Consider the following 23,811-nt stretch of genomic DNA (forward strand, 5'->3'; position numbering starts at 1 on the left):
GTGGAGGCGTGCGCGGTCGATGCTCGGCTGCGGATAAGATGTTGGAAAACAACAGGATGCTGAAAGAGCGCGCCCGTATCGTCCTTCCGCCCCGGCAGTTTTCGCCGTGTGCGGAGCGCTGCGCGCCCGGTCAGGAGCGCTAGGCCATGTCGCTGAATACGGTTCTGTCGGCGGCGACTTCGGGCCTGATGGCGGCCCAGACCGGCCTTCGGGTGGTTTCCGACAACGTCGCCAACATCAATACTCCTGGCTACACCCGAAAGGTCGTCACCCAGGAGAACCGCATCTCCGCGGGCATGGGGATCGGGGTCGATGTCACGGCGGTCAAGCGCGTGGCCGATCGCTTCCTGCAGGCCGCCAGCCTGAGGGCGACCGCCGACGCGGCCAGCGCCTCCGTCGCAGCCGACACTCTAGATACGGCGCAGGCGCTGTTCGGAGATCCGAGCTCGCCGACCTCGTTCTTCGCCCAACTCGACGACATCTTCTCGGCCTTTTCGGCGGCGGCGGACGATCCGTCCTCGGCCCTTCGCCGCTCCAGCGCCATCTCGGCCATGGAGGACTTCCTGGGCGAAGCCGGCCGGATCGGCGCGTCGCTGGCCAATCTGGGCAAGACCACGGACTCGCGCATCGCGGCGAACGTGGACCGGGTGAACGATCTGCTCAAGGAGATCGACAGTCTCAACCGCGACATCCAGTCGGTGAAGATGACCGGTGGTGACTCCACCGGCTCTGAGAACGTTCAGAGCAAGCTGGTCGATGAGCTGGCGAGCCTGATGAACATCAAGGTCTCGCCGCGTGACAACGGCGGCGTCGATGTACGCACCACCGAAGGCGTGGTGCTGGCCGGCTCGGTCCTGGCCAAGCTGAGCTACCACCGCTCCGACAGCGGCAATAGCTACATCACCAGCGAGACGGTGGGGGTGCCGAACTCAAGCACCCGCTTCACCCTGACCGGTGGCGAGATCCACGGCCTGCTCAGCCTGCGCAATGTCGAGCTGGGCGGCTTGAGCGACCAACTGGGCGAAATGGTTTCGCGCGCGGCCGAGCAGATCAACAATGCTTCGAACGCTTCTGCGGCGGTGCCGCCTCCAGCGACCCTGACGGGCAAGAATACGGGCTTCGGCGCTGATATCAACAGCGCCATGGCGGGCTTCACCGGGATCACAAACGTCGCGATCACGGACGCGAACGGCGTGATCCAGCGCCAGGTTCAGATCGACTTCGACAACGACACCATGACCATCGATGGCGGCGCCGTGGTCGGCTTCACCGATGCCAGCTTCGCGGCTGACCTTGACGGCGCCTTGGCGGGGTTCGGGACGGCGAGCTTCGCCGGGGGCAAGATGACCATCGCGGCGACGAACCCCGGCGACGGTGTGGCTCTCGTGGATGACGCGATCAACCCGTCGAACAAGATCGGTCGCGGCTTCAGCGCCTTCTTCGGGCTGAACGACCTGATCCGCGCGGACGGGATGGCCAGCTACGAGACGGGCCTGACGGGCACAAGCGACCATGGGTTTACGGCGGGTGAGCAACTGACCTTCCGCCTGACCGACGAAAACAACCAACTGATCCGCGACGTGACGGTCACGGTCCCCGCCGGCGGGACGATGGACGACCTTCTGACCGAAATGAACGCCCAGGGCACGGGCCTGGGCGGGCAGGGGGCCTTCACGCTGAACCAGTATGGCGAGATCGTCTTCACCCCCAAGCAGAGCGGGGTCACGCTCTCGGTAATCTCAGACGCGACGCAGCGCGGGCCTGGCGGTCCGACCATGAGCCAGTTCTTCGGCCTTGGCGCAGCGGAGCGAGGCAATCGCGGAACCCGCTATTTCGTGGATCCGGCGATCGTGAAGGACCCGGCGCGTCTGCCCTTCGCTCAACTCAACCTCGCCGCCGCGGCGGGTGAATCCTCGCTGGTGATCGGCGATGGCCGTGGCGCTTTGCTGCTGGCCAAGGCCGGCGACGCGGCGGGGCATTTCTCGGCGGCGGGGGGCATGGGCTCCACCACCGGCAGCCTCAGCGCGTTCTTCTCCGAGGTGAGCGGCTCCATCGCCCGTAAGGCCGACACCGCCGCATCGCGTCAAACGTCGGCCGAGTCCGTCAAGCTCGAAGCTGACGCCCGTCGTCAGTCCGTCGAGGGCGTGAACCTTGATGAAGAGCTGATCAGCATGACCACCTACCAGCAGGCCTACAACGCTTCCTCCCGCCTGATCCAGGCGGCCAAGGAGATGATGGACCAGCTGATCAACCTGGTGAACTAGCCATGACCCGCATCTCCACCGCCGGCAATTACAGCTCGATGCTGACCAACCTGTCCCGCGCGCAAGTCGAGCAGGCCAAGTGGGGCGACCAGATCTCCACCAAGCAGGTCGCCACCGACCTCAAGGGCTTCGCCAAGAACGCCGAGTACATCACTGCGCTCAAGAACGTGCAGAGCAAGGTCGGGTCGTTCCTGGAGCAGAACACCCTCATCACCGACAAGCTGTCGATGCAGGACGTGGCGCTCAGCCGGGCGGCCGACACGGCGCAGAACATCCGCACCTCGGTGACCGAGGCCATCGCCGCCGGCAACGCCGACACCATGATGGAGCAACTGCAGAGCTACTTCGCTGACGCCGTTTCCGCGCTGAACACCCAACATCAGGGCCAGTTCCTGTTCGCGGGCGGCAAGATCGACACTCAGCCGGTCGTCGCCTCCAGCCTGGAAGACCTGACGCCGCCGCTGCCGGCGACGCCTGCGGAACTGGCCGATCAGATCACCGCCCAGTTCACCAACGACAAGTTCACAGCCTCCATCCGCCTCAATGAGACGGCGACCATCAACCCGTCCTTCCATGCCGACACCCTGGGCGGCCCGTTGTTCACCGTGCTCCAGAACATCCAGGTCTATGTTGAGGAGAACGGCGACTTCGACGGCAACCTTACCCAGGAGCAGTCGGACTTCCTCAAGTCCCAGCTGCCGCTGCTGGACGACGCCCGCAAGGGGCTGATCGACGAGACCGCCCGCAACGGCATGCTGCAGAACCGGGTCGAGCAGGCGGCCGGCATCCTCAAGGAGCGCGAGAGCGGTATGGAGGTGATGATCGGCGGCATCGTCGACGCCGACTACGCCGCCGCCTCGGTGCGTTTGAATATCGCCCAGCTGTCCCTGGAGGGCTCGGCGCGCGTGTTCTCCCTGCTGTCCGGCTCTTCCATCCTGGATGTGCTCTGACGCCTGACCCTCGCAATCAGGGCTCCGCGCCGCTAAATAGCGGCCCATGACCTTCTGCGAACTCGCCAAGCCCGCGCTCAAGCCCGTCAGCAGCCTCTCGGCCGCTGCGGTCGAGGCCGCGCGCGCGGCTGTCGGCTTGCCGGAAGGAACCCGCATCGTGGCTGCGATGTCGGGTGGCGTGGACTCGACCGTCACCGCCGCCCTGCTCAAGGCCGCCGGCTATGACGTGGTGGGGGTGACCCTCCAACTCTATGATCATGGCGCCGCGGTCCAGAAGAAGGGCGCATGCTGCGCGGGTCAGGACATCCTCGACGCCCGCACGGCCGCCGACGGGATCGGAATCCCGCACTACGTTCTCGACTATGAGAGCCGCTTCAAGCAGCAGGTGATCGAGGAGTTCGCCGACGCTTATCTGCGCGGCGAGACGCCGATCCCGTGCGTACGCTGCAATCAGACGGTGAAGTTCCGCGACCTGCTGGATGTCGCCCGCGACCTGGGCGCCGCCGCCATGGCCACCGGCCACTATGTCCAGCGGTCGATGAGCGGTGAGCCGCAGCTGCGCCGCGCTGTCGATCCGGCGCGCGACCAGTCCTATTTCCTGTTCGCCACCACGCGCGAACAACTGGACTTCCTGCGCTTTCCGCTCGGGGGGCTGCACAAGCCGGACGTGCGCCGGGTGGCCGAGGAGCTGGGCCTGTCTGTGGCCGACAAGCCTGACAGCCAGGACATCTGCTTTGTGCCCGAGGGCAAGTACACCACGGTCATCGACCGTCTGCGCCCGCATGGCGCGGAGGCCGGCGATATTGTCCACCTCGACGGCCGGGTTCTGGGCCGGCACGAGGGCGTGACCCGCTACACCATCGGTCAGCGCCGCGGTCTGAACATCGCCGTGGGCGATCCGCTGTTCGTGGTGCGCATCGACGCCGACGCACGCCAAGTGATCGTCGGCCCGCGCGAAGCGCTGCTGACCACGGCCCTGACCCTGAAGGAAGGCAACTGGCTCGGCGATCAGACGACGCTTGAGGCCGCCTGCGCGGAAGGTCAGACGGTTCTGGCGCGGGTGCGCTCGACCCGCGAGCCTGTGCCAGGGCGTTTGACTCTGATCGACGGCGTTCCGGCGGTGGCTCTGGATGTGGCGGAAGAGGGCGTGGCCCCCGGACAGGCCTGCGTGCTCTACGATCCGGCCGACGTCTCGCGCGTTCTGGGCGGCGGTTTCATAGCGGGCGCGGTGCGGTTGAACGCCTAGGGCTTCAGCCCTCGGCTTCCAGAAGTTCCCGATCGGCGAGCGCCTCGCCGACAGTCTGGCTATCAGGGTTGTGCACCATTCGCAGATCGCGCGGCGCGACAGGCTCGCCGCAGTCCATGCAGACCAGGCCCGGCCGCAGCTTGTGGCCGCAGGGCTCGTGCAGGAAATGCAGGGGACCGTTCTCGCCGTACACGTGACGGTCGCCCCAATCGCTCAGGGTGATCAGCACGGGACGCAGGTCCTTGCCCTTGTCGGTCAGGCGATACTCGAAACGGGGCGGGTGCTCGCTGTAGCGGCGCTTTTCCATCACCCCGTGCGCGACCAGGGTCTTCAGGCGCGCGGCCAGGACGTTGCGAGCGACGCCGAGGCTTTCCTGCCACTGATCGAACCGGCGCACCCCGCGAAAGGCGTCCCGCAGGATGAGCAGGGTCCAGGGATCACCCACCACTTCAAGCGTGGCGGCGACGGAGCAGCGCTCTTTTGAATAGTCGGCGGTCCGGCCCATTTGGCGAGGGTGACCGTTTCCCCGGCGGAAGGCAAGAGGGTTGCGTTTCAGAACCGAACAAGTAAGTTCTTAATCGCAACTCAATTCCGTCGCGTCGTTCATCCACCCTTCGGCGCGGACGGGTGAGCGGCATTTCCGGTGACTTCGGCCGGGCCGCCCTCCAGGGGAGCCCGGCCGCTCTTTTCCAGGGCTTCGGAAGGGCTTAAGTCCGCCCCAAGCAGAGGAAACAAGAAAATGAACTCCGATCCCGTCGTCATCGCCTCCTACGCCCGTACGCCCATGGGTGGCTTCCAGGGCGTGTTGTCCGGCGCCAAGGCCACCGAGCTGGGCGCCGTGGCGGTCAAGGCCGCGCTGGAGCGCGCCGGTCTGTCCGCCGACAAGGTCGAGCAGATCATCATGGGCTGCGTCCTGCCCGCCGGTCTGGGCCAGGCTCCCGCCCGGCAGGCCGCCCTGGGCGCCGGTCTGCCGAAATCGGTCGAGGCGACGACGGTCAACAAGATGTGCGGCAGCGGCCTGCAGGCCGCGATGATGGCGCATGACGCCTTGCTGGCCGGAACGGCGGACATCATCGTCGCCGGCGGCATGGAAAGCATGACCAATGCGCCATACCTGCTGGCCAAGCATCGCGGCGGCGCCCGCATCGGCCACGACCGCATTCTCGACAGCATGTACCTGGACGGTCTGGAGGACGCCTATGAGCCAGGCCGCCTGATGGGCAGCTTCGCCGAGGAATCGGCCGCCGCCTATCAGTTCACGCGCGAGGATCAGGACGCCTACGCCATTGAAAGTCTCTCTCGCGCTCGCACGGCGGTCGAGAGCGGCGCCTTCGCCCGCGAGATCGCTCCGGTCACCGTCTCCGGCCGCAAGGGCGACACGGTTGTCGACCAGGACGAGCAGCCGCTGAAGGCGGACCCGGCCAAGATTCCGACCCTGCGCCCCGCTTTCTCACGCGACGGCACCATCACCGCCGCCAACGCCAGTTCGATCAGCGATGGGGCCGCGGCTCTGGTCCTGACCCGCGCCAGTGTGGCCGAGAAGTTGGGCCTGCCGGTGGTCGCGCGGATCGTCGCCCACGCCGCTCACGCCCATGAGCCCGGCCAGTTTACGACCGCGCCTGTGCCCGCCATGAAGAAGGCCTTGGCCAAGGCCGGCTGGTCGGTTTCCGATGTCGATCTGTGGGAGGTCAACGAGGCCTTCGCCGTGGTGGCGATGATCGCGCAACGCGAGCTCGGCATCGACCACGAGAAGCTGAATGTGAATGGCGGCGCCTGCGCCCTGGGTCATCCGATCGGCGCTTCCGGCGCGCGCATTCTGGCGACCCTGCTGTCGGCGCTGGAGGCGCGCGGCGCCAGCAAGGGCATGGCGTCCCTGTGCATCGGCGGCGGCGAGGCCGTGGCCATGGCGGTGGAGCGGGTCTGAGCCCGCCGCGTTCAGCAGACGACCCAAACGCAAGGAAACCAGACGATGGCGGAGACCTTCACCGACAACGCGCAAGCCGGGCGCTATGAGCTCGATGTCGATGGCAAGCTGGCCTGGGCGGATTACCGCCGACATGACGGGGTGCTTATCATCCCGCACGTCGAAGCGGAGATGGCGCTTCGCGGGACGGGGGCGGCCGATCGGCTGATGCGGCAAGTGGCCGTGGCGGCGAAGGCTGAAGGGACCCGGATCATTCCGACCTGCGGCTATGCACAAGCTTGGTTGCGGCGGCACGAGCCGGAACTGATCGCGGGCTGAGCGGCGAGGGGCGGTAAGAACCGCCCTTCACGGTCTCGCCGTCTTCTCAGCGGCTCGTGCGGGCCAGGATCGCGTCCAGCGCTTGGACCCGAATGCCGGTCTCATCGGCCAGCCGCTTGGCCAGCTCGCGAGCGCCGACGGGATAGGCCTCGCCGCCTTCGGCGATTTCTTCCGAAATCTTGGCGACCTGGGTCATGGCGTTTTCCAGCGCCGCCAGGTGCTCACGGGCGACCGAACGGGCTTCGGCCTGAAGGCGCATCACGCGCTGGCTGATGGTCTCGCCCGAAGAGCGCGGGGCGATATCGGTAACGACGGCAAGAGAAGCGGACATCGGTCAAAATCCTCTTGTGGATAAGGGTTCGGGGCGCCGCCGCAGGCTGGGGTGATCAGCCTGGAAGCAACGCACCCACGGTGGAGATAAGCGCTGCGGTCTTCGAAAGTTCCGCAGCCTCAGACTGACATCGGGCGCCTGTGGCGCCTTGGACGCAGGCTTGCCGATTTGAGTGAGGCGGAGGCGTTGCTCAGTCGCCGTCGTCGATAAGTCCCGGCGCCTGCCCATCCGGACAAGGCCCCTCATAGCGCCCCACGCTGACCAGCTTCAATTGACGCGGCCGAGAGTCGGGACCGGGGCGGGTGATCTCGATCTCCGCCCGCATGGTGCTGCGGAAGTCGCCGGTGAAGCGCGCCCGGACCAGCGTTTCACCCCCTTCGTGACGGCATCGCGCGGTGACCAGATAGATGCGGCCCACGCGCATCATGGAGAGCGTGGGGCAGCGCGCCTGGGCCTCGCCCATGCTCAGGGCCAGGCTGTGGTCCTGGCCGATGCACTGGACCAAGGTGTCTGGCGGACTGTCGCCCGTGCGCGTGCTGGTCCGCCATATACCCGGTTCGAGCCGCGGCATGTCTTCGGGGGTGATGGGCCGTGCGGCGCCCTCGCCATTGTCGGAGTGCTCGGAACATGCGGCCGGGATCAGCCCGAGGAGCCCAGCCAGCGCAAGCGTCCGTATGGCGGTCGCGGCGCGGCGCAAGGGCTAGCTCCACAAGGACTTGAAGGCATCACAGCCCTACAGGTCGCTCGCGTTGTCGCTATTCAGATCGTGCTTTAAGCGGGCGCGCTTTAGACGTTACTGGTTGAAGACCCTAGAAGGGGGAGTATCTCAGCTTCTAGGCGTTGGACCATAGTATCGAGATCGACGTTCACTGGATCAGGCTTGTTTCTTGCCTGAGCAAGGTATTCCCAGAAAACCTCTTCAAAGCCCACTTCGGTTGCTCTATCCCCACCGTCCCGAAGGGATCCGTAGGTAATAGCTGCGGAGTAGACGCTTGCGCGTTTTTGCCAAATAATTCGGAATGATTCTTCTATATCATTGCCGTAATAAGCTCGGCAAAGAGGTAGATTTTCCCAGTAATCGTCCCAGAGCCGTTTATTTGCAAATATTCTATCAATAATGATTTGAGCGGATTCCATTCTCCGCTTTTCCCTGTCACTGGCTTCGTTATATGATGAGCCTGATTGAAGCTTTTCCTGAGCAGCTGAAGTTTCGCCGCCGGACGATCCTGGGCTTCTAATTCCTTTAAAGGCGTCCAGCGCTTTATAAGCGATTGTAAGGAGCCGCTCCCCAACTGCCATCTTGCGCTCAACTTGCCGTTCGCGAAGCCAATCGTTCAGACGTTTCGAACCAAACCAAGCGGCACCGCCAACTACAACTGCATTGGCGAAGCCCGCCCAAGCCTGCATCCATGAACCGGTTGCGTTCCAATCGATGTCGGAGCACCAGGCCATAAACGCCTAAGCCACCCGCACCCGCGCCGCGCTTTCGGGCAGGTCCTGGCCGAAGGCGCGCTGGAAGAACTCCGCCACGGTGGGCCGCTCCAGTTCGTCGCACTTGTTCAGGAAGGTCAGGCGGAAAGACAGAGCCATGTCCCCGCCGAAGATGTCTGCGTTCTGGGCCCAGGTGATCACGGTGCGCGGGCTCATGACCGTGGAGATGTCGCCGTTCATGAAGGCGTTGCGGGTCATGTCGGCCACGCGGACCATGGCGGCGATCTTCTGGCGGCCTTCGGGGTTGTCGTAGGACGGGTTCTTGGCCAGCACGATCGCCCCCTCGACGTCGTGGTCGAGGTAGTTGAGCGTGGTGACGATCGACCAGCGGTCCATCTGGCCCTGATTGATCTGCTGGGTGCCGTGGTACAGCCCCGTCGTGTCGCCCAGACCAATGGTGTTGGTGGTGGAGAACAGACGGAAGTACGGGTTGGCGCGGATGACCCGGTTCTGATCGAGCAGGGTCAGCTTGCCGCCGGCCTCCAGCACGCGCTGGATGACGAACATCACGTCCGGGCGCCCGGCGTCGTACTCGTCGAACACCAGGGCGACGGGGCGCTGCAGCGTCCAGGGAAGGATGCCTTCGCGGAATTCGGTGATCTGCTTGCCGTCCTTCAGGACGATGGCGTCCTTGCCGACCAGATCGATGCGGCTGACGTGACTGTCCAGGTTCACGCGGACCAGCGGCCAGTTCAGGCGCGCGGCCACCTGTTCGATGTGGGTCGACTTGCCCGTGCCGTGATAGCCTTGGACCATCACCCGGCGGTCATAGGCGAACCCCGCGCAGATCGCCAAGGTCGTTTGCGGATCAAAGCGATAGGCCGCGTCGATCTCCGGCACATGCGGGTCGCGGTGCGAGAAATACGGGACCTTCATATCGCTATCGACGCCGAACGCCTCGCGCACGGTCACCCACTTGTCGGGGGTCAGGGTCAGCAGCGGATCGGTGGCGGAGGGGGTGTCGGCGAATTCGGGCATGATCTGCAATTAGAACCTCGCGCCGCATAGGAAAAGGGGGTCCGTCGCCGGACCCCCTTCCTTACCCTGCGTCAGGTCTAGTTATTGGCGATGATCACCGAGGCGATCAGGCCGGTGGCGACAGCAGCCAGGATGTAGTCGTTGTCAACGCGCTGCCAGCGGTAGCCGCGGGGCGGCGTGCGCAGGCCGTGACGCTTGTAGTCGCGGACGTAATAGCGCTCACCGCGATAGTTGGAGGCCAGACGCTGGCCCTTGGCGTAGCGGTGCCGTTCGGCGCGGCGCAGGTCTTTGCGGGCGTCCTTCACGTCGCGGCGGGCTTCGCGCACGTCCTGACGGGCTTCGCGAACATCGCGACGGTCGTTGTTGTGGCCGTAGGGCTGGGCGACGGCGATGGAGCCGCCAATCAGCGAGAGGGCCAGGGCGGCTGCGATGGTGCGTTTCATGATGGGGCTCCTTGTTACGATGAGCACATCATGGACGAGCTCAACTGGCCCGGTGCTGAACGCGCCGGTTCGGCTACCGTTCATGTTTCAGTTGTGAAATGTCGCTTGCTCCTGCCCATCCCGCTCATCCCGGCGAAGGCCGGGATCCAAGCTGGGGGCGGGTATCACCCCCGCGTCAGAACGGCAGCAGGTCGTTCAATCTCTGCGACAGGTCGGCCCAGTACGGATTTTCAGTTTCGATCAGGCGGACCTTCCAGTCTCGGCGCCATTCCTTGATCTGCCGCTCCCGGCGAAAGGCGGCCTCCCGCGTCTCGTGACCCTCGAACCAGACCAGTTGTGTGACGCCGTACTTGGCCGTGAAGCCCTTGCGAACCTTGTTCTGATGTTCCCATACCCGATGCGCGAGGTTGTCCGTGGAGCCCGTGTAGAGGGTGCCTGCCGGACCGCTGGCGAGGATGTAGGTGTAGAACACGCCGTGCTTCCTGTCCGCCTCAGCATGGATCCCGGCCTTCGCCGGGATGAGCGGTAGTAGAAGCTTAGCTTTAACTGGAGATCAGACCAGCTTGGCCTTCTGGAGCGTCTTGTAAGCCTTGATCACCCGCTGGAGCTTGTGCTCGGCCGAGCGGTCGCCGCCGTTGGCGTCCGGGTGGCAGCGCTTGAGCAGTTCCTTGTAGCGGGCCTTGATGGCCGGACCGTCGGCCGTGGCGTCCAGGTCCAGGTCGGCCAGGGCGCCGCGTTCCAGCTTGCCCAGGTGCCGGCCAGCGGACTCCGCCGCTTCCGCGCGCCGCCGCGCGGCGGCGAATACGCCAAAGGGGTCGTTGAACGCGCGCTTGTCGCGTGCGGCGGCGGCGGCGGCCTCGCGCGAATTGGCGTCGGCCTTGAATGACCAGGTCGGACGGTCGCCGGTGGCGCGGGCCTCCATATGGCGGCGCATCTCGCCCTCGCTCATCCCGGCGAAGAAGTCCCAGCGCTTGTTGTACTCGGCCGCGTGCGGCTGGCAGAACCAATAGTGCTGGTCCGGCAGGTCGCGCGACTTGGGGGCCCGCGCCGTGGCGGCGGCCCGGCAATTGGCGTGATCGCAGGCGCGCTCGCCCGGCTTGAGGCGCAGAACGTCCTCCTGGCGGACGTGCAACGCCTCGTCCTCACCCTCTTTCGGAGGGCGGACACGGATGTCTTTGAACTTGGGCCGGTACTCGAACATGGGATTCAGTCTAGGTCGCACCTAAATACGTTCAAGAATTGACAAGTCGGGAGACGCCGATGGGCGCCGTCACAGAAGCCATTCGCGACAAGTTGACCAAGGCTTTCGCCCCGGTTCGGCTGGAGATCGTCGACGACTCCGACCGCCACCATGGCCATGCCGGCCATCGAGAAGGCGGTGAGAGCCACTTCAATCTAGTGATCGAAGCGGCCGCTTTCACCGGGGCGAACCGGGTCCAGCGTCAAAGAATGGTCCACGCGGCCCTGGCGAGCGAACTCGCCGGCCCGGTGCATGCTCTGTCGGTAAAGGCCCTGGCTCCGGGAGAAGCCTAGGAGTTGGCGCCCACCTTGGCGGCGATTTCCTCAAGCACCCGCTTGAGATCGCTTTCGCGGAAGGGCTTTTGCAGCACCGCGGAGCCGCGATGCTCCTCGCTCAGACCCGCCTCGCCATAGCCGCTGGCGAAAGCGAACGGCACGCCCCGCGCCTTCAGCACGTCAGCCACCGGGAAAATCGGGCGACCGCCAAGGTTGACGTCCAGAAGAGCGGCGTCGATCTCGCCGTCGCGCGCCAAAACCAGCGCCTCTTCCAACTCCGCCGCCGGTCCGACAACCACGCAGCCCAGATCTTCCAGCATGTCTTCGACAAGCATGGAGACCAGCGCCTCGTCCTCGACAACAAGGATGCGCAGAGACTTCAGATCGACGCCTTGCGTCATATTACCGGCTCCAATGCGCCCAACGGGATAATCATCTCTCAACCTGGACCTTGAGCATCATAGCCCGGCGTTGGATCGCCGGACAATTTAACTGATCAGTCCTTGCTGAAGCAGAGTCGAGTCGAAACCCGTGCGCTGGCTGGGCGACCGGAAGGTCGCCACAGTCTCGCCATACATCATTCGGGGGATTGGCCTCTGTCCGCCACCCGACATATAGCGCCGCGATCGTGTTTGAAAGCGTGACGACTCGTCGCTGCCAGCGCTGATATCTGGGGACGAACGGCCTAGACCGCCGTCTCGTCCAGTCGCGGACTGACGCGCAGGGCGGTGATCTGGTTGCGCTGCCGGCGCAGGACCTGGAACCGATGCCGGTGGAAGATGAAGGTCTGGCCGGGATCGGGGATGGTCTGGGCCTCGTGGATCACCAGGCCGGCGATGGTCACCGCGTCGCCTTCCGGCAGGTCCCAGTCCATGGCGCGGTTCAGGTCGCGCACAGTGACGGACCCGTCCACATTGACGCTGCCGTCGGGCTGGCGGCGCACGCCTTCGACCGCGTCGTCATGCTCGTCGTCGATCTCGCCGACGATCTCCTCAAGGATGTCCTCCAGGGTCACCAGACCCTGCAGGGCGCCGTATTCATCGACCACCAGGGCGAAATGGCTGCGCCGCTTGAGGAAGGCGTTCAGCTGGTCCTTGAGGTTCGTCGTGTCAGGGATGAACCAAGGTTCGCGAGCGATGGACTCGATATTGATGCTGTCCATGCGGCCATCGACGGCGGCGATGGCTTTCAGCAGGTCCTTGGCGTGCAGCACGCCGACGATGTTCTCCGTCTCGCCCCGATACAGCGGCAGGCGCGAATGGGCGTTGTCCAGGGCCTGGGTGATCAGCTGGCGCGCCGGCAGGTCGATATCGAGCATGACCATGGACTTGCGGTGAACCATCACCTCCGACACGTCCATTTCCGACAGGTCGAGGACGCCGCCCAGCATGCGGCGGTCGCGGCCCTCCACCAGGCCCTCGGAGTGGTGATATTCCACCGCGCCGCGGATTTCCTCGTGGGCGGCCAGAACGTCGGTCTCCATCGACAGGTTGATGCCGAAGGGTTTCAGGGTCTGGCGCACGATCCACTGGGCGCCGCGCGCCACGGGGCCGAAGATCTTCACCACGATCAGGGCCGGGATCGATATGGCCCGCGCCACGTCATCGGCTCGGGCGATGGCCAGGGTCTTGGGCAGGATTTCCGAGAAGATGACGATCAGCACCGTCATCACCACGGTCGCCACGATGGCGCCTACGGGTCCGGGGAAGGCGGCGGCCAGCACGCTGGTGGTCAGGGCCGACGCGCCGATATTGATGACGTTGTTGGACAGCAGGATGGCGCCGATCATCCGCTCCTGGTCGGTGTTCAGGCGGTTGACGCGTGCGGCGGCCTTGTCGCCCTCACGCTCCAGCTGGTGCATGCGGCCCCGGCTGGCGGCGGTCATCGACGTCTCGGCCGCCGATATCAGACCCGACAGAGCTAGAAGCACGATCAGCGACGGCGCGAGCGCCGCCAGGATGGCCCAGATCACGGCGTAGCCCCTTCAGTCAGCAGAAAGTCGCGTATCTGGGCCGCGTCCACGCCCTTGGCTGTCACTGCGTCGCCGATCGCCCGCGCCAGGATGAAGGTCAGCTTGCCGCCCTCGGCCTTCTTGTCCTGCCCCATGTGAGCCAGAAGCGCGTCGGCGGCGAACGGTTCCGCTCGGACCTGCGCCGGACGCACCGGCAGGCCCACGGCCGCGATGGCGGCCTCGGCGCGGGCGGCGTCCTGAGCGGAGCACAGGCCCTGGCGGGCGGAGAAGCGGAAGGCCTGGGCCATGCCGATCGCCACGGCCTCGCCATGCTTGAGCGCGTCGCCGAAACCCATCTCGCCTTCCAGCGCGTGGCCGAAGGTGTGGCCGAGATTCAGCAGGGCGCGGCGGCCGGCTTCCTTCTCGTCCTCGGCGACGATCTCCGCCTTCATTTGGACCGAGCGAGCCACCGCGTGCAGCAGGGCGGCCGGCTCGCGCGCCAGCACCGCCGGGCCATTGGCCTCCAGCCATTCGAAGAAGGCGAAGTCGCCCAGCAGGCCATACTTGATCACTTCGGCATAGCCGCAGGCCATCTCACGGTCTGGCAGGGTCGCTAGAACGTCCAGATCCGCCAGCACCAGCCGCGGCTGATGGAAGGCGCCGATCAGGTTCTTGCCGCGCGGGGTGTCGATGGCCGTCTTGCCGCCCACCGAGCTGTCCACCTGGGCCAGCAGGGTGGTGGGTATCTGGATGAAGTCGATCCCGCGCTTGTAGATGGCGGCCGCGAAGCCCGTCAGATCGCCGACGACCCCGCCGCCGAACGCAATCACCACGTCGCCGCGATCGAGATTGAGCGCCAGTAGTTGGTCGCTAACCTGCGCCAGGCCCTCCCAGCTTTTGGACTCTTCGCCCGGCGGAACCAGGATCACATCGACGGCGATGTCGGCCTTCTCCAGAGCCGCGGCCAGGCGTTCGCCGTGATGTTCCGCCACATTGGCGTCCGCGACGATGGCCGTGCGGCGGCGCTTGAGCAGGGGTGCGATACGCTCGCCCGCCGTGTCGATCAGGCCGGGCCCGACCACGACGTCATAGGCGCGGTCCCCCAGGCCGACGGAGATGGTGCGTATATTGTTCATGCGTTCGCCTCGTGAGCGGTCAGGGCCGCCAGGACCTGATCGACGGCCACCTGATGCGGCGTGTCGGCGGTCTCGACCACGATGTCGGCCTCGGCGTAGAGCGGGTAACGCACCTCGGCCAGTTGGCGCAGCACCTCGATCGGATCCTTGTCGCGCAGCAGGGGGCGGCTGTCCTTGCGGCCCACCCGTCGCGCTAGAATCTCCAGGTCGGCCTTCAGCCAGATGGAGATCGCCTGGTCCTTGATCAGTTCGCGGGTCCGGGGATCGACGAAGGCGCCGCCGCCGGTGGCCAGCACATGGACCGGTTCTTCCAGCAGCCGCGCGATCACCCGGCGCTCGCCGTCACGAAAGGCGGCCTCGCCCAGTTCGGCGAAGATTTCCGGGATGGTCCGACCCGCGGCGGCCTCGACCTCGGTATCGGCGTCCTTGAAGGGCAATCCGAGCGCATAGGCGAGCCGACGGCCGACACTCGACTTGCCCACGCCCATGAGGCCGACGAGCACGATGGTTCTTGAAGGAATGGCGGCTGCGGCGGTCATGGTGGTGCTTGGGGACAACCGCTTACACGACCATGGGGTTGGGCGCCACGTTCGGGGCGGGCATAATCACGCCCATGGTCCGACTCAGCGTTCTCCCCGCCGCACTCTGCCTCGCCATTTCCGGCTCTGCTCTGGCTCAGGTGGAGGTCACGACCCTCGCCCCACCCGACCTGTTCTCGACGCCGGTGGGCCCCGACACAGGGCTGGGCTCCGATCTTTGGCGCGGCACGTCGCCCGCCATCCTGCGTGACGCCCTGCCCAAGATTTCGGCCAAGGGTCTGTCCCCTGCGACCCAGAACCTGGCGCGCCGGCTGCTCAGTACGGGCGCCAGCGGTCCGGATGGGGTGGGGAACGATCCCGCTCTGGGCGCGGCGCGGGTCCAGGGTCTGCTGGCCTTGGGCGAGGCGGAGGGCGCGGCGGCGATCCTGCGGCGCGCGCCGAACCTGTCGTCCAGCTCCGCCCTGTCCCAGGCGGCGGCCGAATCCGCCCTGATCGTCGGGGACGATGGCCGCGCCTGCGCCATCGCCGACGCGGTCACCGAGAACCGGGGCAATCCTTACTGGCTGCGCCTGCGCGCCTTCTGCCAGGCCACGGGCGGTCAGGTCGAGGCGGCGCAACTGACCCTGACCCTGGCCACCGCGCAGGAGCCGAAGGGGTCGGCCTATCCGCGGCTCATGGGCGCCTTGATCGCGGGAGCGGGAAATCCGGGCGATGCGTCCCTGAAGAGCGGCGTCGAATACGCCCTGTCGCGCAAGCTGGGTCTGAACATGGACGCCGCCCGCGCCAACGCCAGTCCCGCCATCGCCGCCCACCTGTCGGTCCCCGCCGCCCCGCCCGAATTGGCGGCCGGCGATCTGACGGCGGCGGAGACCTCGGCCCTGGCCTTCCTGCGCCGGACCAAGGGGATTGTAGCCTTCACAGAGGCCAGCGTTTCCACGCGGCCCGTGATCGTCGCCCTCGTCGGCGCCCGCGCGCCGCTGCAGGACCCGCTGCTGTTCATCCGCGCTGCGGTGGCGGCTGGCGATGTCGACGCCGCCCGCGCCATCCGTTCGGATTTGGTATCCGACAGCGCCGCGTCGGCCGATGACATGGCTCTGATCGACGCCCTGATCGCCGCTGCATCCGGCCAGGCCGACGGTCCAACGCTTGATCGCCTGGTCGAACGCGGCGCGCAGGGCGGCGCGAAGTCGCCGGCCCAGCCCGCCGCCATGATCCTGTGGGCGCTTGCCCCCGCCGAGGGCGTGTCCATGAGCGCCCAGGCGCGGGGCGAGTTCGCGGCCTTCGAAGGCCCCCGCTCCAGCGCCTCGCCGGCCCGCCTCGCGGCCCTGGACCAGGCCTCGGCGGCCGGACTGAAGGGCGAGACCGGCCTGCTGGCGCTCAGCGTCGCCGCCGACGCGGGCATCGGCAACTTCTCCAGCGCCGATCGCGCTCGCGTCGTCCGCGCCTTGAACCGCGCCGGCCTGACCGCCGACGCCCGCGCTTTCGCCGCCGAGGGCATCCTGACCCTGCAGATCAAATGAGCGCCGGCTGGGTCGAGGCGTTTCTCGAAATGATGGCCGTCGAACGCGCGGCCTCCAAGAACACCCTGACCGCCTATGGCAAGGACCTACAGGACGCCCACGGTTTCCTATCGGCCCGCAAGCGCGACTTCGCCAGCGCCTCCGCCGAAGACATCGAGGCCTATTTCACCGATCTGGGCGCGCGCGGCCTATCGCCGGCCACAGCGTCGCGTCGTCGCTCGGCCTTGCGCCAGTTCCACCGGTTCATCCTGGGCGAGGGCTGGCGCACCGACGATCCGTCCCGCCGGGTTGAAGCGCCCAAGAAGGGCCGCCCTCTTCCCAAGGTGCTGTCGCGCGAAGAGGTCGAGAGCCTGATCGCCGCCGCGGGGGACAAGGACCCCGCTCACGGCCTGCGTCTGGCCTGCATGATCGAGCTGCTCTATGCCTCGGGCCTGCGCATCTCCGAACTGCTCAACCTGCCACTGGCGGCCCTGACGCGGGACCCGACCTACCTGATCGTCAAAGGCAAGGGCGGCAAGGAACGGCTGGCCCCGCTCAACGACGCCGCACGGACCGCCGTGAAGGCTTATTTGGAGGTAAGAAGTGGTTTTCTGCCATCCGGCATTAAGAGCAGTCCCTGGCTGTTCGTATCGCGTAGCGCCGCCGGCCGCCTGACCTCACGCCGCGTGGCTCAGCTTCTGGACGAGGCGGCGGCCGTCGCCGGCATCGATCGTGAGAAGGTTAGTCCTCACGTCCTGCGACACGCCTTCGCCACTCACCTGCTGGAGGGCGGGGCCGACCTGCGCGTGGTCCAGACCCTGCTCGGCCACGCCGACATCGCCACGACCCAGATTTACACCCACGTGGCGGAGGGGCGACTTAAGGCGGTGGTTGAGGAAAAGCATCCGCTCGCGAAGAAGAGTTGACCTTCTTCCGCATCGCCGCAAATCTTCTCGCAATTGCGAAATAAGAAAAGAGCGCGGGGAGCGAGACCATGACGACCAAGACGCCCAGAGGATTCTTCAAACCCCTGGCCATCGGCGCCCCGGCGCCGTTGCGCGAACTGCCCAGCCGCGTGGAGCGGATGATCCACTTCGTGCCGCCTCACCTGGACAAGGTGCGCGCCAAGGTCCCTGACCTGCTGGGCGAGGTGGACGTGATCCTGGCCAACCTTGAGGACGCCATCCCCGCCGACGCCAAGGGCGCGGCCCTGGCCGGCCTGGTCGAGCTGGCCCGCAACGTGGACTTCGCGGCGGCGGGCGTCGGCTTCTGGACCCGCATCAACTGCCTGAACTCCCCCTGGCACCTGGACGAGGTCAGCCAGATCGTCGAGCGCGCAGGCTCCAAGATCGACGTCATCATGGTCCCCAAGGTCGAAGGGCCGTGGGACATCTTCTACATGGACCAACTGCTGGCCTCGTTGGAGGCCAAGCACGGCGTCACCAAGCCGATTCTGCTGCACGCCATCCTGGAAACGGCCGAGGGCGTGATGAACGTCGAGGCCATCGCCGGCGCCAGTCCCCGGATGCAGGGCATCAGCCTTGGCCCCGCCGATCTCGCCGCCAGCCGCGCCATGAAGACCACGCGCGTCGGCGGAGGGCATCCCGGCTATCGGGTGATCGAGGACCCGCACGCCGACGGCGCCGCCCGCGCCAGCGTCCAGCAGGATTTGTGGCACTACACTTTCGCCAAGATGGTCGACGCCTGCGCCGCCCACGGCATCAAGCCGTTCTACGGCCCGTTCGGCGCCATCGATGATCCGGTCGCCTGTGAGCAGCAGTTCCGCAACGCTTTCCTGATGGGCTGCGTCGGCGCCTGGAGCCTGCATCCCAGTCAGGTCGCCATCGCCAAGCAGGTGTTCAGCCCCGATCCCGCCGAGGTCGCCTTCGCCCGCCGCATTCTGGAAGCCATGCCTGACGGCACCGGCGTGGCCATGCTGGACGGCAAGATGCAGGACGACGCTACCTGGAAACAGGCCAAGGTCATGGTCGACTGCGCCCGTCAGATCGCCCTGCGGGATGCCGAGTACGCCAAGCTCTACGGGTTCTGATCAAAAAAACTTCGGCAGTCGTGTCACACTCGGGGCAGGCCATCTCGTCTTCAGGGCGAACGTGCATAGAGCACGGATGGAGACGACAATGACCCCGCGACTGCCGAACCCCCACAAGTTCGCCCCTGAAGGCGTCAAAGCGATGATCGCTCTGGAAACCAGCATCATGAACAGCGGGTTGGAGCACCCGCTTATCGAGCTGGTGAAGTTGCGCGCCTCGCAGATCAACGGCTGCGCCTTTTGCCTGAACATGCACGCCACCGACGCGCGCAAGCACGGCGAAAAGCAGGTGCGGCTGGATTTGCTGGCCGCCTGGCGCGAAGCGCCGGTCTACACCGCCCGCGAACGCGCGGCCCTGGCCTGGACCGAAGCCCTGACCCTGCTGCCGCAGAACGGCGCCTCGGACGCGGATTACGCTCAGGTGACGGCGGTGTTCAGTGAGGCCGAGCAGGTCCATCTCACCCTGCTGATCGGCGCGATCAATACCTGGAACCGCTTGCAGGTCGGCTTTCGCGTGCTTCCAGCCGTGGACCCGGCCGATGTCGCCGCCTGACGACGGCACGGCGATCTTCCAGGCGCAGCGGCCCCGGCTGCTGCGCCTGGCCTATCGTATGCTCGGCTCCTTGGCCGAGGCGGAGGATGTGGTTCAGGACGCCTGGTTGCGCTGGCGGCAGGTGGACCAGGCCACGGTCCAGACGCCTACGGCCTTTCTATCGCGCACGGTGACCCGGCTGTGCCTGGACCACATGAAGTCCGCCCGGGTGCGGCGGGAGTCCTATGTGGGCTCCTGGCTGCCTGAGCCGCTGCTGGAGCCGGAGCACGAGCCGCAGGAAGACGATTTGACACTCACCCTGATGATGGCGCTGGAGCGGCTGTCGCCGCTAGAGCGGGCGGCCTTCCTGCTGCACGACGTGTTCGGCGTCGGCCTGGACGAGGTGGCGGGCACGCTGGAGCGTGATCCCGCCGCGGTCCGACAACTGGCCGTCCGCGCTCGCCGCCACGTGCAGGACGCCCGCCCCCGCTATCCGGTGGCCGAGGACGAGGGCGCCCGTATCGCTCAGGCCTTTTTCGACGCCACCCGCAGCGGCGACCTGAACGCCCTGCGAGGGCTGTTGGCGGAAGGGGTGGTCATCCGCTCCGACGGCGGCGGCAAGGTGCATGCCTTCATCAATCCGATCCTTGGCCTGGAGCATGTGCTGCGGCTCTATCGGAGCCAGTTCCGCAAAGAGGTCGCGCAGCAATCGGTCATGCTGCGGCCCATGTGGATCGACGGCCTGCCGGGCTATGTCAGCCGCGAGCGGGGGGACATGTTGCAGACCACCGCCTTCGAGATCGAGAACGGCCGGATCACCGCCGTCTACATCACACGCAATCCGGAGAAGCTGGAGCGGGTGACGGCGGCGCTGTCGGCGCTGGAAGGCGAAGCAGGCGCCCACTGAGCAGGCCTTTGCCGGTCAGGCGTTGCAGCGGTAGAAGGCTTCGCCTCAATCGCCGCAAGGATCGCTCATGGCCGCCCGCTACGACTTCGCCTCCGACAACGTCGCCGGAGCCATGCCGGAAGTCATGGACGCCCTGATCGCGGCCAACGCAGGAACGGCCTCGGGCTATGGTTCGGACCACGTCAGCGCCCGCGCGGCCGACCTGATCCGTCAGGCCCTGGACGCCGACGCGGTGGTGAAGTTCCTGCCGTCGGGCACGGCCGCCAACGCCTTCGCGCTGGGTTGCCTGGCCCAGCCGCACGAGGCGGTGATCGCCCACGAGCACGCCCACATCTGCACCGACGAGACCGGCGCGCCCGGATTCTTCACCCACGGCACGGGCCTGATCGGCCTGCCGGGCGCCAGCGGCAAAATGGAGTTGGGCGCGCTGCAGGCCGCGCTCGCCGAGCCGGATGTCTCCTACCGTCAGCCGGCGGCGGCCCTGTCCCTGACCCAGGCCACCGAATACGGCACGGTCTATTCGGGCGAGGCGCTGGCCGCCCTGATCGCCCCCGCCAAGGCAAAGGGCTATGGCGTCCATCTGGACGGCGCACGTCTGGCCAACGCCGTCGCCGCCGGCTTCGACCTAAAATCCATCGCCAAGATGGGCGTCGATATCCTGGTCATGGGCGGGACCAAGGCCGGCTCCACCCCCACCGAGGCGGTGGTGTTCTTCGACAAGCGTTTCGAGCGTCGGTTGGAGGCGCGGATCAAGCATTCCGGCCAACTGATCTCCAAGGGGCGTTATCTGGCCGCCCCGTGGATCGGCCTGCTGGAGACCGGCGCCTGGGTTGATCGCTCCGTCCACGCCAACGCCATGGCGCAAAAGCTGGCGGCCCTGATGCCGTTCCCGCTGCTACATCCCGTGGAGGCCAACGGCCTGTTCGTTCAGATGGACGAGGCCACCCTGCAGCGGCTCCAGGCCAAGGGCTGGTTCGTCTATCGCTTCCTCGACGGCTCGGTGCGCTTCATGTGCTCTTGGGCGACCACGCCGGAACTGGTCGAGGAACTGGGCGAAGCGCTGAAGGCTGTCGCATGAGGGCCCTGCTCGCCGGTCTGCTCGCTCTGGCCGCCACCGGCGCGGTGGCCGAGCCACGCGCTCTGACGCTCGCCACCTATCACTACGCCCGCTACGACCGCGCCGCCGCCCTGGCGCCCATGGCCGAGCATCTGAGCCATGCGCTGAGGCGGCCGGTCACCGTGCAGGTCCTCGCCTCGCCGGACGCCCTCGCCGCCGCGATCCGTGAGGGCAAGGTGGATGTCGCGGTGACCAACCTGTCCGCCTACCTGTCGTCGGCGAAGGCGCCGGCCGCTCGCCCCGTCGCCATGTTCGACGTTCCGCCCGCCACCCTGGACGCCTATCGCGGCGTATTGCTGACGCGAGCCGGCGTTGATCTGAAGGCCAGCGGACTGCGCTACATCCGCGTGATCCCCGGCTCCACCTCCGGCGCGCTGGTGCAAGCGGCGTGGCTCAAGGACAGAGGCCTGAACCTGACCGACGTCGGGTTCGCGGGAACGCATGATGGCGCCATGAACCGCCTGCTGGACGGCTCCGCCGATATCGCCGCCCTGGCCGAAGAGCCCTGGCGCAGGCTGAAGGCCGAAAAGCCCGCCGAGGCCGCCAAGCTGACCCAGCTCTGGCGCTCGGAACCCATTCCGCCTGGCCCTGTGGTCTGCGTTCAGGCCGCCCAGAACCCCTGTGACCTCGTGGCCAAGGCCCTGACCTCGCCGCAGGCCGCCGCGCCGGCCGAAGCCCTGTCCAAGGGCTGGTCGGAAACCGAGGGCGCGACGCGGCTGATCCCCGTCGACCCGAAGGTCTACGCGCCGTTCTTCTAGGCCGCGCCGGCCTGGGCGAATTCGCTCTCGGCCAGCAGCAGGGTCATGATGTCGGCCGCTTCCTTGGGCGGGCTGATCAGATAGCCCTGGATCTCGCGGCAGCCCTGGTTGCGCAGGGCTTCGAACTGCTCGGCGGTCTCGACCCCTTCGGCGGTGGTGACGATGCCCAGCCGTTCGCCCAGGTCGGCCACGGTGCGGATGATCGACAGGGCGTCGGCGTCGCGGGGGATGTCGCGCACGAAGGTCTGGTCGATCTTGATCTTGTCGAAGGGGAAGCTGCGCAGATAGCTCAGCGACGAATAGCCGGTGCCGAAATCGTCCATGGCGATCAGCACGCCCAGGCGGCGCAGGTCATGCAGCAGCGCCAGGTTGGCGGCGTTGTCGGCCAGCAGCACAGACTCCGTGATCTCCAGTTGCAGGCGGCGCGGCGAAAGGCCCGATGCATCCAGCGCCGCTTTCACCGTGTCCAGCAGGGTCCGGTCGCGAAACTGGATCGGCGACAGGTTCACCGCCAGGCTGATCCCCGCGGGCCAGCCCGCCGCCTCGGCGCAGGCCTGACGCAGGACCCACTCGCCCAGGGGCACGATCAGGCCGATCTCCTCGGCCAGGGGGATGAAGTCGGCGGGGGACACCAGACCCCGCTCGGGGTGCCGCCAGCGCAATAGCGCCTCGCAGCCCGTCACCCGCTCCGACGCCAGGTCGTAGAGCGGCTGGTATCGTAGCTCGAACTCGCCCATCTCCAGCGCCCGGCGCAGGTCCAGCTCCAGTCGGCGGCGGCTTTGCAGGACCTCATCCATGGCGGGCTCGAAGAAGCGGAAGCCGCGTCGGCCTTCGCCCTTCACCCGGTACATGGCCATATCAGCCTTCTTGAGCAGCTCGTCGGGCTCGCGGCCGTCCAGAGGGGCCACGGCCACGCCGACGCTGGCGCCGGCCACCACGTTATGCCCGTGCAAGGTCAGCGGCGCGCTCATGGTCTCCACGATGCGGGCCGCCAGGTGCCGGGCGTCGTCCGGGCCGGTCACGCCGTTCTGGACAATGGCGAACTCGTCGCCGCCCAGGCGGGCCACCGTGTCGCCCTCGCGCACGCAGGAGCGAAGGCGCTGGCCGGCAGCCTGCAGCAGCTCGTCGCCCACCGCATGGCCGAGGGTGTCGTTGACGGTCTTGAAGCGGTCCAGGTCGATGCACAGCACCGCCACCTGGCTGGCGCCGCGATCGGCGCGGGCCAGGGCCTCACGCAATTGCTTGTGGAACAGCACCCGGTTGGGCAGGTCCGTCAGGGGATCATAGTGCGCCAGCTGCACGAAGGCGCGATTGGCCGCCCGCAGCAGGGCGATGACGGTGCCGACACCCAGATAGCGTCCCTGGTCGTGAACGATGAACCCACGCAGCAGGTCCGACGGCCGGTCGGAAAGCGCCTCTGTCGTGAATTGGGCCAGGGGCAGCGAGGCGTCCACCGTCAGGGGGGTGGGGTCCATCAGCCGCTCGATAGGCCGCTCGGCATAGATGGCGCGGCCATACTCCGCCGCCATCCGCACGAAGAACGCGTTGCGCTCCAGCAGTCCCACCGGCCGACCATAGGCGTCGACGACCGGCAGGATCAGCAGGTCCGGCTCGCTACGGAACCGGTCATAGACATGCTTGCCCAGCTCGCCCGGACCGACCGGCTGGGCCGGTTCAGCGATGTCGCGCAACGTCGCCATAAGGAACACGCTCTGGAATTCAGATGGCGTGCAAGAAGCCGCATCGCAGCTAACGACTCGCTAATCGAAAGCCGAAAACCCCTTATTTCACAAAGGTTTCGCAATAACGTTGCAATGAATAACCGTGGTTATTCATGACTTGTGCCGAAACGATCCGGACCT

26 protein-coding genes are annotated in these 23,811 nt (G+C 66.7%); 13 read left to right on the top strand and 13 right to left on the bottom strand.

All coding sequences use genetic code 11. The annotated features are described in order from the left end of the window. Window positions 1–146 precede the first annotated feature (146 nt). The 3 genes from flgK to mnmA are packed head-to-tail and all read left to right on the top strand — an operon-like array spanning window position 147 to window position 4,460. Window positions 147–2,264 carry a flagellar hook-associated protein FlgK gene (flgK, locus tag O5K31_RS03905; protein WP_269716016.1) on the top strand — a complete coding sequence of 706 codons (2,118 nt, stop codon included), beginning with the start codon at window positions 147–149 and terminating at the stop codon, window positions 2,262–2,264. Between the two features lie 2 nt (window positions 2,265–2,266). Next, entirely contained in the window at window positions 2,267–3,214 is a 948-nt protein-coding gene (locus O5K31_RS03910; protein ID WP_269716017.1) for a flagellin, read from the top strand. Window positions 3,215–3,260: 46 nt separating this feature from the next. Next, window positions 3,261–4,460 carry a tRNA 2-thiouridine(34) synthase MnmA gene (mnmA, locus tag O5K31_RS03915; protein WP_269716018.1) on the top strand — a complete coding sequence of 400 codons (1,200 nt, stop codon included), beginning with the start codon at window positions 3,261–3,263 and terminating at the stop codon, window positions 4,458–4,460. Between the two features lie 4 nt (window positions 4,461–4,464). Here the strand turns inward: mnmA and O5K31_RS03920 are convergent, their stop codons facing one another. Further along, the gene (locus tag O5K31_RS03920) at window positions 4,465–4,965 is read right to left on the bottom strand and encodes a winged helix-turn-helix transcriptional regulator (protein WP_269716019.1); all 501 of its coding nucleotides are present in this window, start codon (window positions 4,963–4,965) and stop codon (window positions 4,465–4,467) included. A gap of 234 nt (window positions 4,966–5,199) precedes the next feature. On the opposite strand from O5K31_RS03920, the gene O5K31_RS03925 reads away from it, so the two are divergent. Both O5K31_RS03925 and O5K31_RS03930 read left to right on the top strand, forming a co-directional pair. Next, window positions 5,200–6,384 (top strand): acetyl-CoA C-acyltransferase, encoded by a 1,185-nt coding sequence (locus O5K31_RS03925; RefSeq protein ID WP_269716020.1) that lies wholly within the window; start codon window positions 5,200–5,202, stop codon window positions 6,382–6,384. A 45-nt stretch (window positions 6,385–6,429) separates the two neighbouring features. Beyond that, window positions 6,430–6,702, top strand: a complete 273-nt coding sequence (locus O5K31_RS03930) for a GNAT family N-acetyltransferase (protein ID WP_269716021.1) — start codon at window positions 6,430–6,432, stop codon at window positions 6,700–6,702. A gap of 46 nt (window positions 6,703–6,748) precedes the next feature. Here the strand turns inward: O5K31_RS03930 and O5K31_RS03935 are convergent, their stop codons facing one another. From O5K31_RS03935 to O5K31_RS03965, 7 genes are all read right to left on the bottom strand, one after another. Then, on the bottom strand, window positions 6,749–7,033 hold the full coding sequence (locus O5K31_RS03935; RefSeq protein ID WP_269716022.1) for a hypothetical protein: 285 nt from the start codon (window positions 7,031–7,033) through the stop codon (window positions 6,749–6,751). A 190-nt stretch (window positions 7,034–7,223) separates the two neighbouring features. Further along, window positions 7,224–7,604: a DUF3617 domain-containing protein gene (locus O5K31_RS03940; protein WP_269716023.1), complete on the bottom strand. Its 381-nt coding sequence runs from the start codon at window positions 7,602–7,604 to the stop codon at window positions 7,224–7,226. A 215-nt stretch (window positions 7,605–7,819) separates the two neighbouring features. Next, on the bottom strand, window positions 7,820–8,485 hold the full coding sequence (locus O5K31_RS03945; protein WP_269716024.1) for a hypothetical protein: 666 nt from the start codon (window positions 8,483–8,485) through the stop codon (window positions 7,820–7,822). A gap of 6 nt (window positions 8,486–8,491) precedes the next feature. Next, a complete protein-coding gene (gene cobS / locus O5K31_RS03950) occupies window positions 8,492–9,502 on the bottom strand; it encodes a cobaltochelatase subunit CobS (protein ID WP_269716994.1) in 1,011 nt (336 codons plus the stop codon). A 77-nt stretch (window positions 9,503–9,579) separates the two neighbouring features. Next, a complete protein-coding gene (locus tag O5K31_RS03955; RefSeq protein WP_269716025.1) occupies window positions 9,580–9,945 on the bottom strand; it encodes an RcnB family protein in 366 nt (121 codons plus the stop codon). Window positions 9,946–10,120: 175 nt separating this feature from the next. Next, complete coding sequence (locus tag O5K31_RS03960; RefSeq protein WP_269716026.1) at window positions 10,121–10,417, bottom strand: GIY-YIG nuclease family protein; 297 nt, start codon at window positions 10,415–10,417, stop codon at window positions 10,121–10,123. 81 nt (window positions 10,418–10,498) lie between these two features. Then, entirely contained in the window at window positions 10,499–11,155 is a 657-nt protein-coding gene (locus O5K31_RS03965; protein ID WP_269716995.1) for a J domain-containing protein, read from the bottom strand. A 50-nt stretch (window positions 11,156–11,205) separates the two neighbouring features. Between O5K31_RS03965 and O5K31_RS03970 the strand changes: the two genes are divergently transcribed. Then, the gene (locus tag O5K31_RS03970) at window positions 11,206–11,478 is read left to right on the top strand and encodes a BolA family protein (RefSeq protein ID WP_269716027.1); all 273 of its coding nucleotides are present in this window, start codon (window positions 11,206–11,208) and stop codon (window positions 11,476–11,478) included. On the opposite strand, the gene O5K31_RS03975 is transcribed toward O5K31_RS03970, so the two are convergent. The 4 genes from O5K31_RS03975 to O5K31_RS03990 form a co-directional block, all read right to left on the bottom strand. Then, window positions 11,475–11,861, bottom strand: a complete 387-nt coding sequence (locus tag O5K31_RS03975) for a response regulator (protein ID WP_269716028.1) — start codon at window positions 11,859–11,861, stop codon at window positions 11,475–11,477. The genes O5K31_RS03970 and O5K31_RS03975 overlap by 4 nt on opposite strands. A gap of 284 nt (window positions 11,862–12,145) precedes the next feature. Further along, a complete protein-coding gene (locus O5K31_RS03980; protein WP_269716029.1) occupies window positions 12,146–13,432 on the bottom strand; it encodes an HlyC/CorC family transporter in 1,287 nt (428 codons plus the stop codon). After that, entirely contained in the window at window positions 13,429–14,547 is a 1,119-nt protein-coding gene (gene aroB, locus O5K31_RS03985) for a 3-dehydroquinate synthase (RefSeq protein WP_269716030.1), read from the bottom strand. Before aroB ends, O5K31_RS03980 begins: the two co-directional genes overlap by 4 nt. Beyond that, entirely contained in the window at window positions 14,544–15,086 is a 543-nt protein-coding gene (locus O5K31_RS03990) for a shikimate kinase (RefSeq protein ID WP_269716031.1), read from the bottom strand. Before O5K31_RS03990 ends, aroB begins: the two co-directional genes overlap by 4 nt. A 74-nt stretch (window positions 15,087–15,160) precedes the next feature. Between O5K31_RS03990 and O5K31_RS03995 the strand changes: the two genes are divergently transcribed. The 7 genes from O5K31_RS03995 to O5K31_RS04025 all read left to right on the top strand — a co-directional run bounded on the left by O5K31_RS03995 (window position 15,161) and on the right by O5K31_RS04025 (window position 21,949). Continuing rightward, window positions 15,161–16,606, top strand: coding sequence for a hypothetical protein (locus tag O5K31_RS03995; RefSeq protein ID WP_269716032.1), 1,446 nt, complete (start codon window positions 15,161–15,163; stop codon window positions 16,604–16,606). Then, window positions 16,603–17,511, top strand: a complete 909-nt coding sequence (locus O5K31_RS04000; protein WP_269716033.1) for a site-specific tyrosine recombinase XerD — start codon at window positions 16,603–16,605, stop codon at window positions 17,509–17,511. The genes O5K31_RS03995 and O5K31_RS04000 overlap by 4 nt, the downstream gene beginning before the upstream one ends. Before the next feature lie 68 nt (window positions 17,512–17,579). Continuing rightward, a complete protein-coding gene (locus tag O5K31_RS04005) occupies window positions 17,580–18,635 on the top strand; it encodes an HpcH/HpaI aldolase/citrate lyase family protein (protein ID WP_269716034.1) in 1,056 nt (351 codons plus the stop codon). An 88-nt stretch (window positions 18,636–18,723) separates the two neighbouring features. Then, the gene (locus O5K31_RS04010) at window positions 18,724–19,188 is read left to right on the top strand and encodes a carboxymuconolactone decarboxylase family protein (RefSeq protein WP_269716035.1); all 465 of its coding nucleotides are present in this window, start codon (window positions 18,724–18,726) and stop codon (window positions 19,186–19,188) included. Beyond that, window positions 19,175–20,074: a sigma-70 family RNA polymerase sigma factor gene (locus tag O5K31_RS04015; RefSeq protein ID WP_269716036.1), complete on the top strand. Its 900-nt coding sequence runs from the start codon at window positions 19,175–19,177 to the stop codon at window positions 20,072–20,074. Before O5K31_RS04010 ends, O5K31_RS04015 begins: the two co-directional genes overlap by 14 nt. Before the next feature lie 67 nt (window positions 20,075–20,141). Beyond that, a complete protein-coding gene (locus tag O5K31_RS04020; protein ID WP_269716037.1) occupies window positions 20,142–21,152 on the top strand; it encodes a threonine aldolase family protein in 1,011 nt (336 codons plus the stop codon). Continuing rightward, the gene (locus O5K31_RS04025) at window positions 21,149–21,949 is read left to right on the top strand and encodes a phosphate/phosphite/phosphonate ABC transporter substrate-binding protein (protein ID WP_269716038.1); all 801 of its coding nucleotides are present in this window, start codon (window positions 21,149–21,151) and stop codon (window positions 21,947–21,949) included. The genes O5K31_RS04020 and O5K31_RS04025 overlap by 4 nt, the downstream gene beginning before the upstream one ends. Here the strand turns inward: O5K31_RS04025 and O5K31_RS04030 are convergent. Further along, window positions 21,946–23,649: an EAL domain-containing protein gene (locus tag O5K31_RS04030; protein WP_269716039.1), complete on the bottom strand. Its 1,704-nt coding sequence runs from the start codon at window positions 23,647–23,649 to the stop codon at window positions 21,946–21,948. The genes O5K31_RS04025 and O5K31_RS04030 overlap by 4 nt on opposite strands. Window positions 23,650–23,811: the final 162 nt, after the last annotated feature.

The organism is Caulobacter sp. NIBR2454, assembly GCF_027474405.1.
In the GTDB taxonomy this organism is placed as follows: Bacteria; Pseudomonadota; Alphaproteobacteria; order Caulobacterales; family Caulobacteraceae; genus Caulobacter.

Coding starts and splice junctions, on each gene's coding strand:
- flgK (WP_269716016.1), top strand. CDS start 147: ATGTCGCTGAATACGGTTCTGTCGGCGGCGACTTCGGGCCTGATGGCG.
- O5K31_RS03910 (WP_269716017.1), top strand. CDS start 2,267: ATGACCCGCATCTCCACCGCCGGCAATTACAGCTCGATGCTGACCAAC.
- mnmA (WP_269716018.1), top strand. CDS start 3,261: ATGACCTTCTGCGAACTCGCCAAGCCCGCGCTCAAGCCCGTCAGCAGC.
- O5K31_RS03920 (WP_269716019.1), bottom strand. CDS start 4,965: ATGGGCCGGACCGCCGACTATTCAAAAGAGCGCTGCTCCGTCGCCGCC.
- O5K31_RS03925 (WP_269716020.1), top strand. CDS start 5,200: ATGAACTCCGATCCCGTCGTCATCGCCTCCTACGCCCGTACGCCCATG.
- O5K31_RS03930 (WP_269716021.1), top strand. CDS start 6,430: ATGGCGGAGACCTTCACCGACAACGCGCAAGCCGGGCGCTATGAGCTC.
- O5K31_RS03935 (WP_269716022.1), bottom strand. CDS start 7,033: ATGTCCGCTTCTCTTGCCGTCGTTACCGATATCGCCCCGCGCTCTTCG.
- O5K31_RS03940 (WP_269716023.1), bottom strand. CDS start 7,604: ATGCCGCGGCTCGAACCGGGTATATGGCGGACCAGCACGCGCACGGGC.
- O5K31_RS03945 (WP_269716024.1), bottom strand. CDS start 8,485: ATGGCCTGGTGCTCCGACATCGATTGGAACGCAACCGGTTCATGGATG.
- cobS (WP_269716994.1), bottom strand. CDS start 9,502: ATGCCCGAATTCGCCGACACCCCCTCCGCCACCGATCCGCTGCTGACC.
- O5K31_RS03955 (WP_269716025.1), bottom strand. CDS start 9,945: ATGAAACGCACCATCGCAGCCGCCCTGGCCCTCTCGCTGATTGGCGGC.
- O5K31_RS03970 (WP_269716027.1), top strand. CDS start 11,206: ATGGGCGCCGTCACAGAAGCCATTCGCGACAAGTTGACCAAGGCTTTC.
- O5K31_RS03975 (WP_269716028.1), bottom strand. CDS start 11,861: ATGACGCAAGGCGTCGATCTGAAGTCTCTGCGCATCCTTGTTGTCGAG.
- aroB (WP_269716030.1), bottom strand. CDS start 14,547: ATGAACAATATACGCACCATCTCCGTCGGCCTGGGGGACCGCGCCTAT.
- O5K31_RS03990 (WP_269716031.1), bottom strand. CDS start 15,086: ATGACCGCCGCAGCCGCCATTCCTTCAAGAACCATCGTGCTCGTCGGC.
- O5K31_RS03995 (WP_269716032.1), top strand. CDS start 15,161: ATGGTCCGACTCAGCGTTCTCCCCGCCGCACTCTGCCTCGCCATTTCC.
- O5K31_RS04000 (WP_269716033.1), top strand. CDS start 16,603: ATGAGCGCCGGCTGGGTCGAGGCGTTTCTCGAAATGATGGCCGTCGAA.
- O5K31_RS04005 (WP_269716034.1), top strand. CDS start 17,580: ATGACGACCAAGACGCCCAGAGGATTCTTCAAACCCCTGGCCATCGGC.
- O5K31_RS04010 (WP_269716035.1), top strand. CDS start 18,724: ATGACCCCGCGACTGCCGAACCCCCACAAGTTCGCCCCTGAAGGCGTC.
- O5K31_RS04015 (WP_269716036.1), top strand. CDS start 19,175: ATGTCGCCGCCTGACGACGGCACGGCGATCTTCCAGGCGCAGCGGCCC.
- O5K31_RS04020 (WP_269716037.1), top strand. CDS start 20,142: ATGGCCGCCCGCTACGACTTCGCCTCCGACAACGTCGCCGGAGCCATG.
- O5K31_RS04025 (WP_269716038.1), top strand. CDS start 21,149: ATGAGGGCCCTGCTCGCCGGTCTGCTCGCTCTGGCCGCCACCGGCGCG.
- O5K31_RS04030 (WP_269716039.1), bottom strand. CDS start 23,649: ATGGCGACGTTGCGCGACATCGCTGAACCGGCCCAGCCGGTCGGTCCG.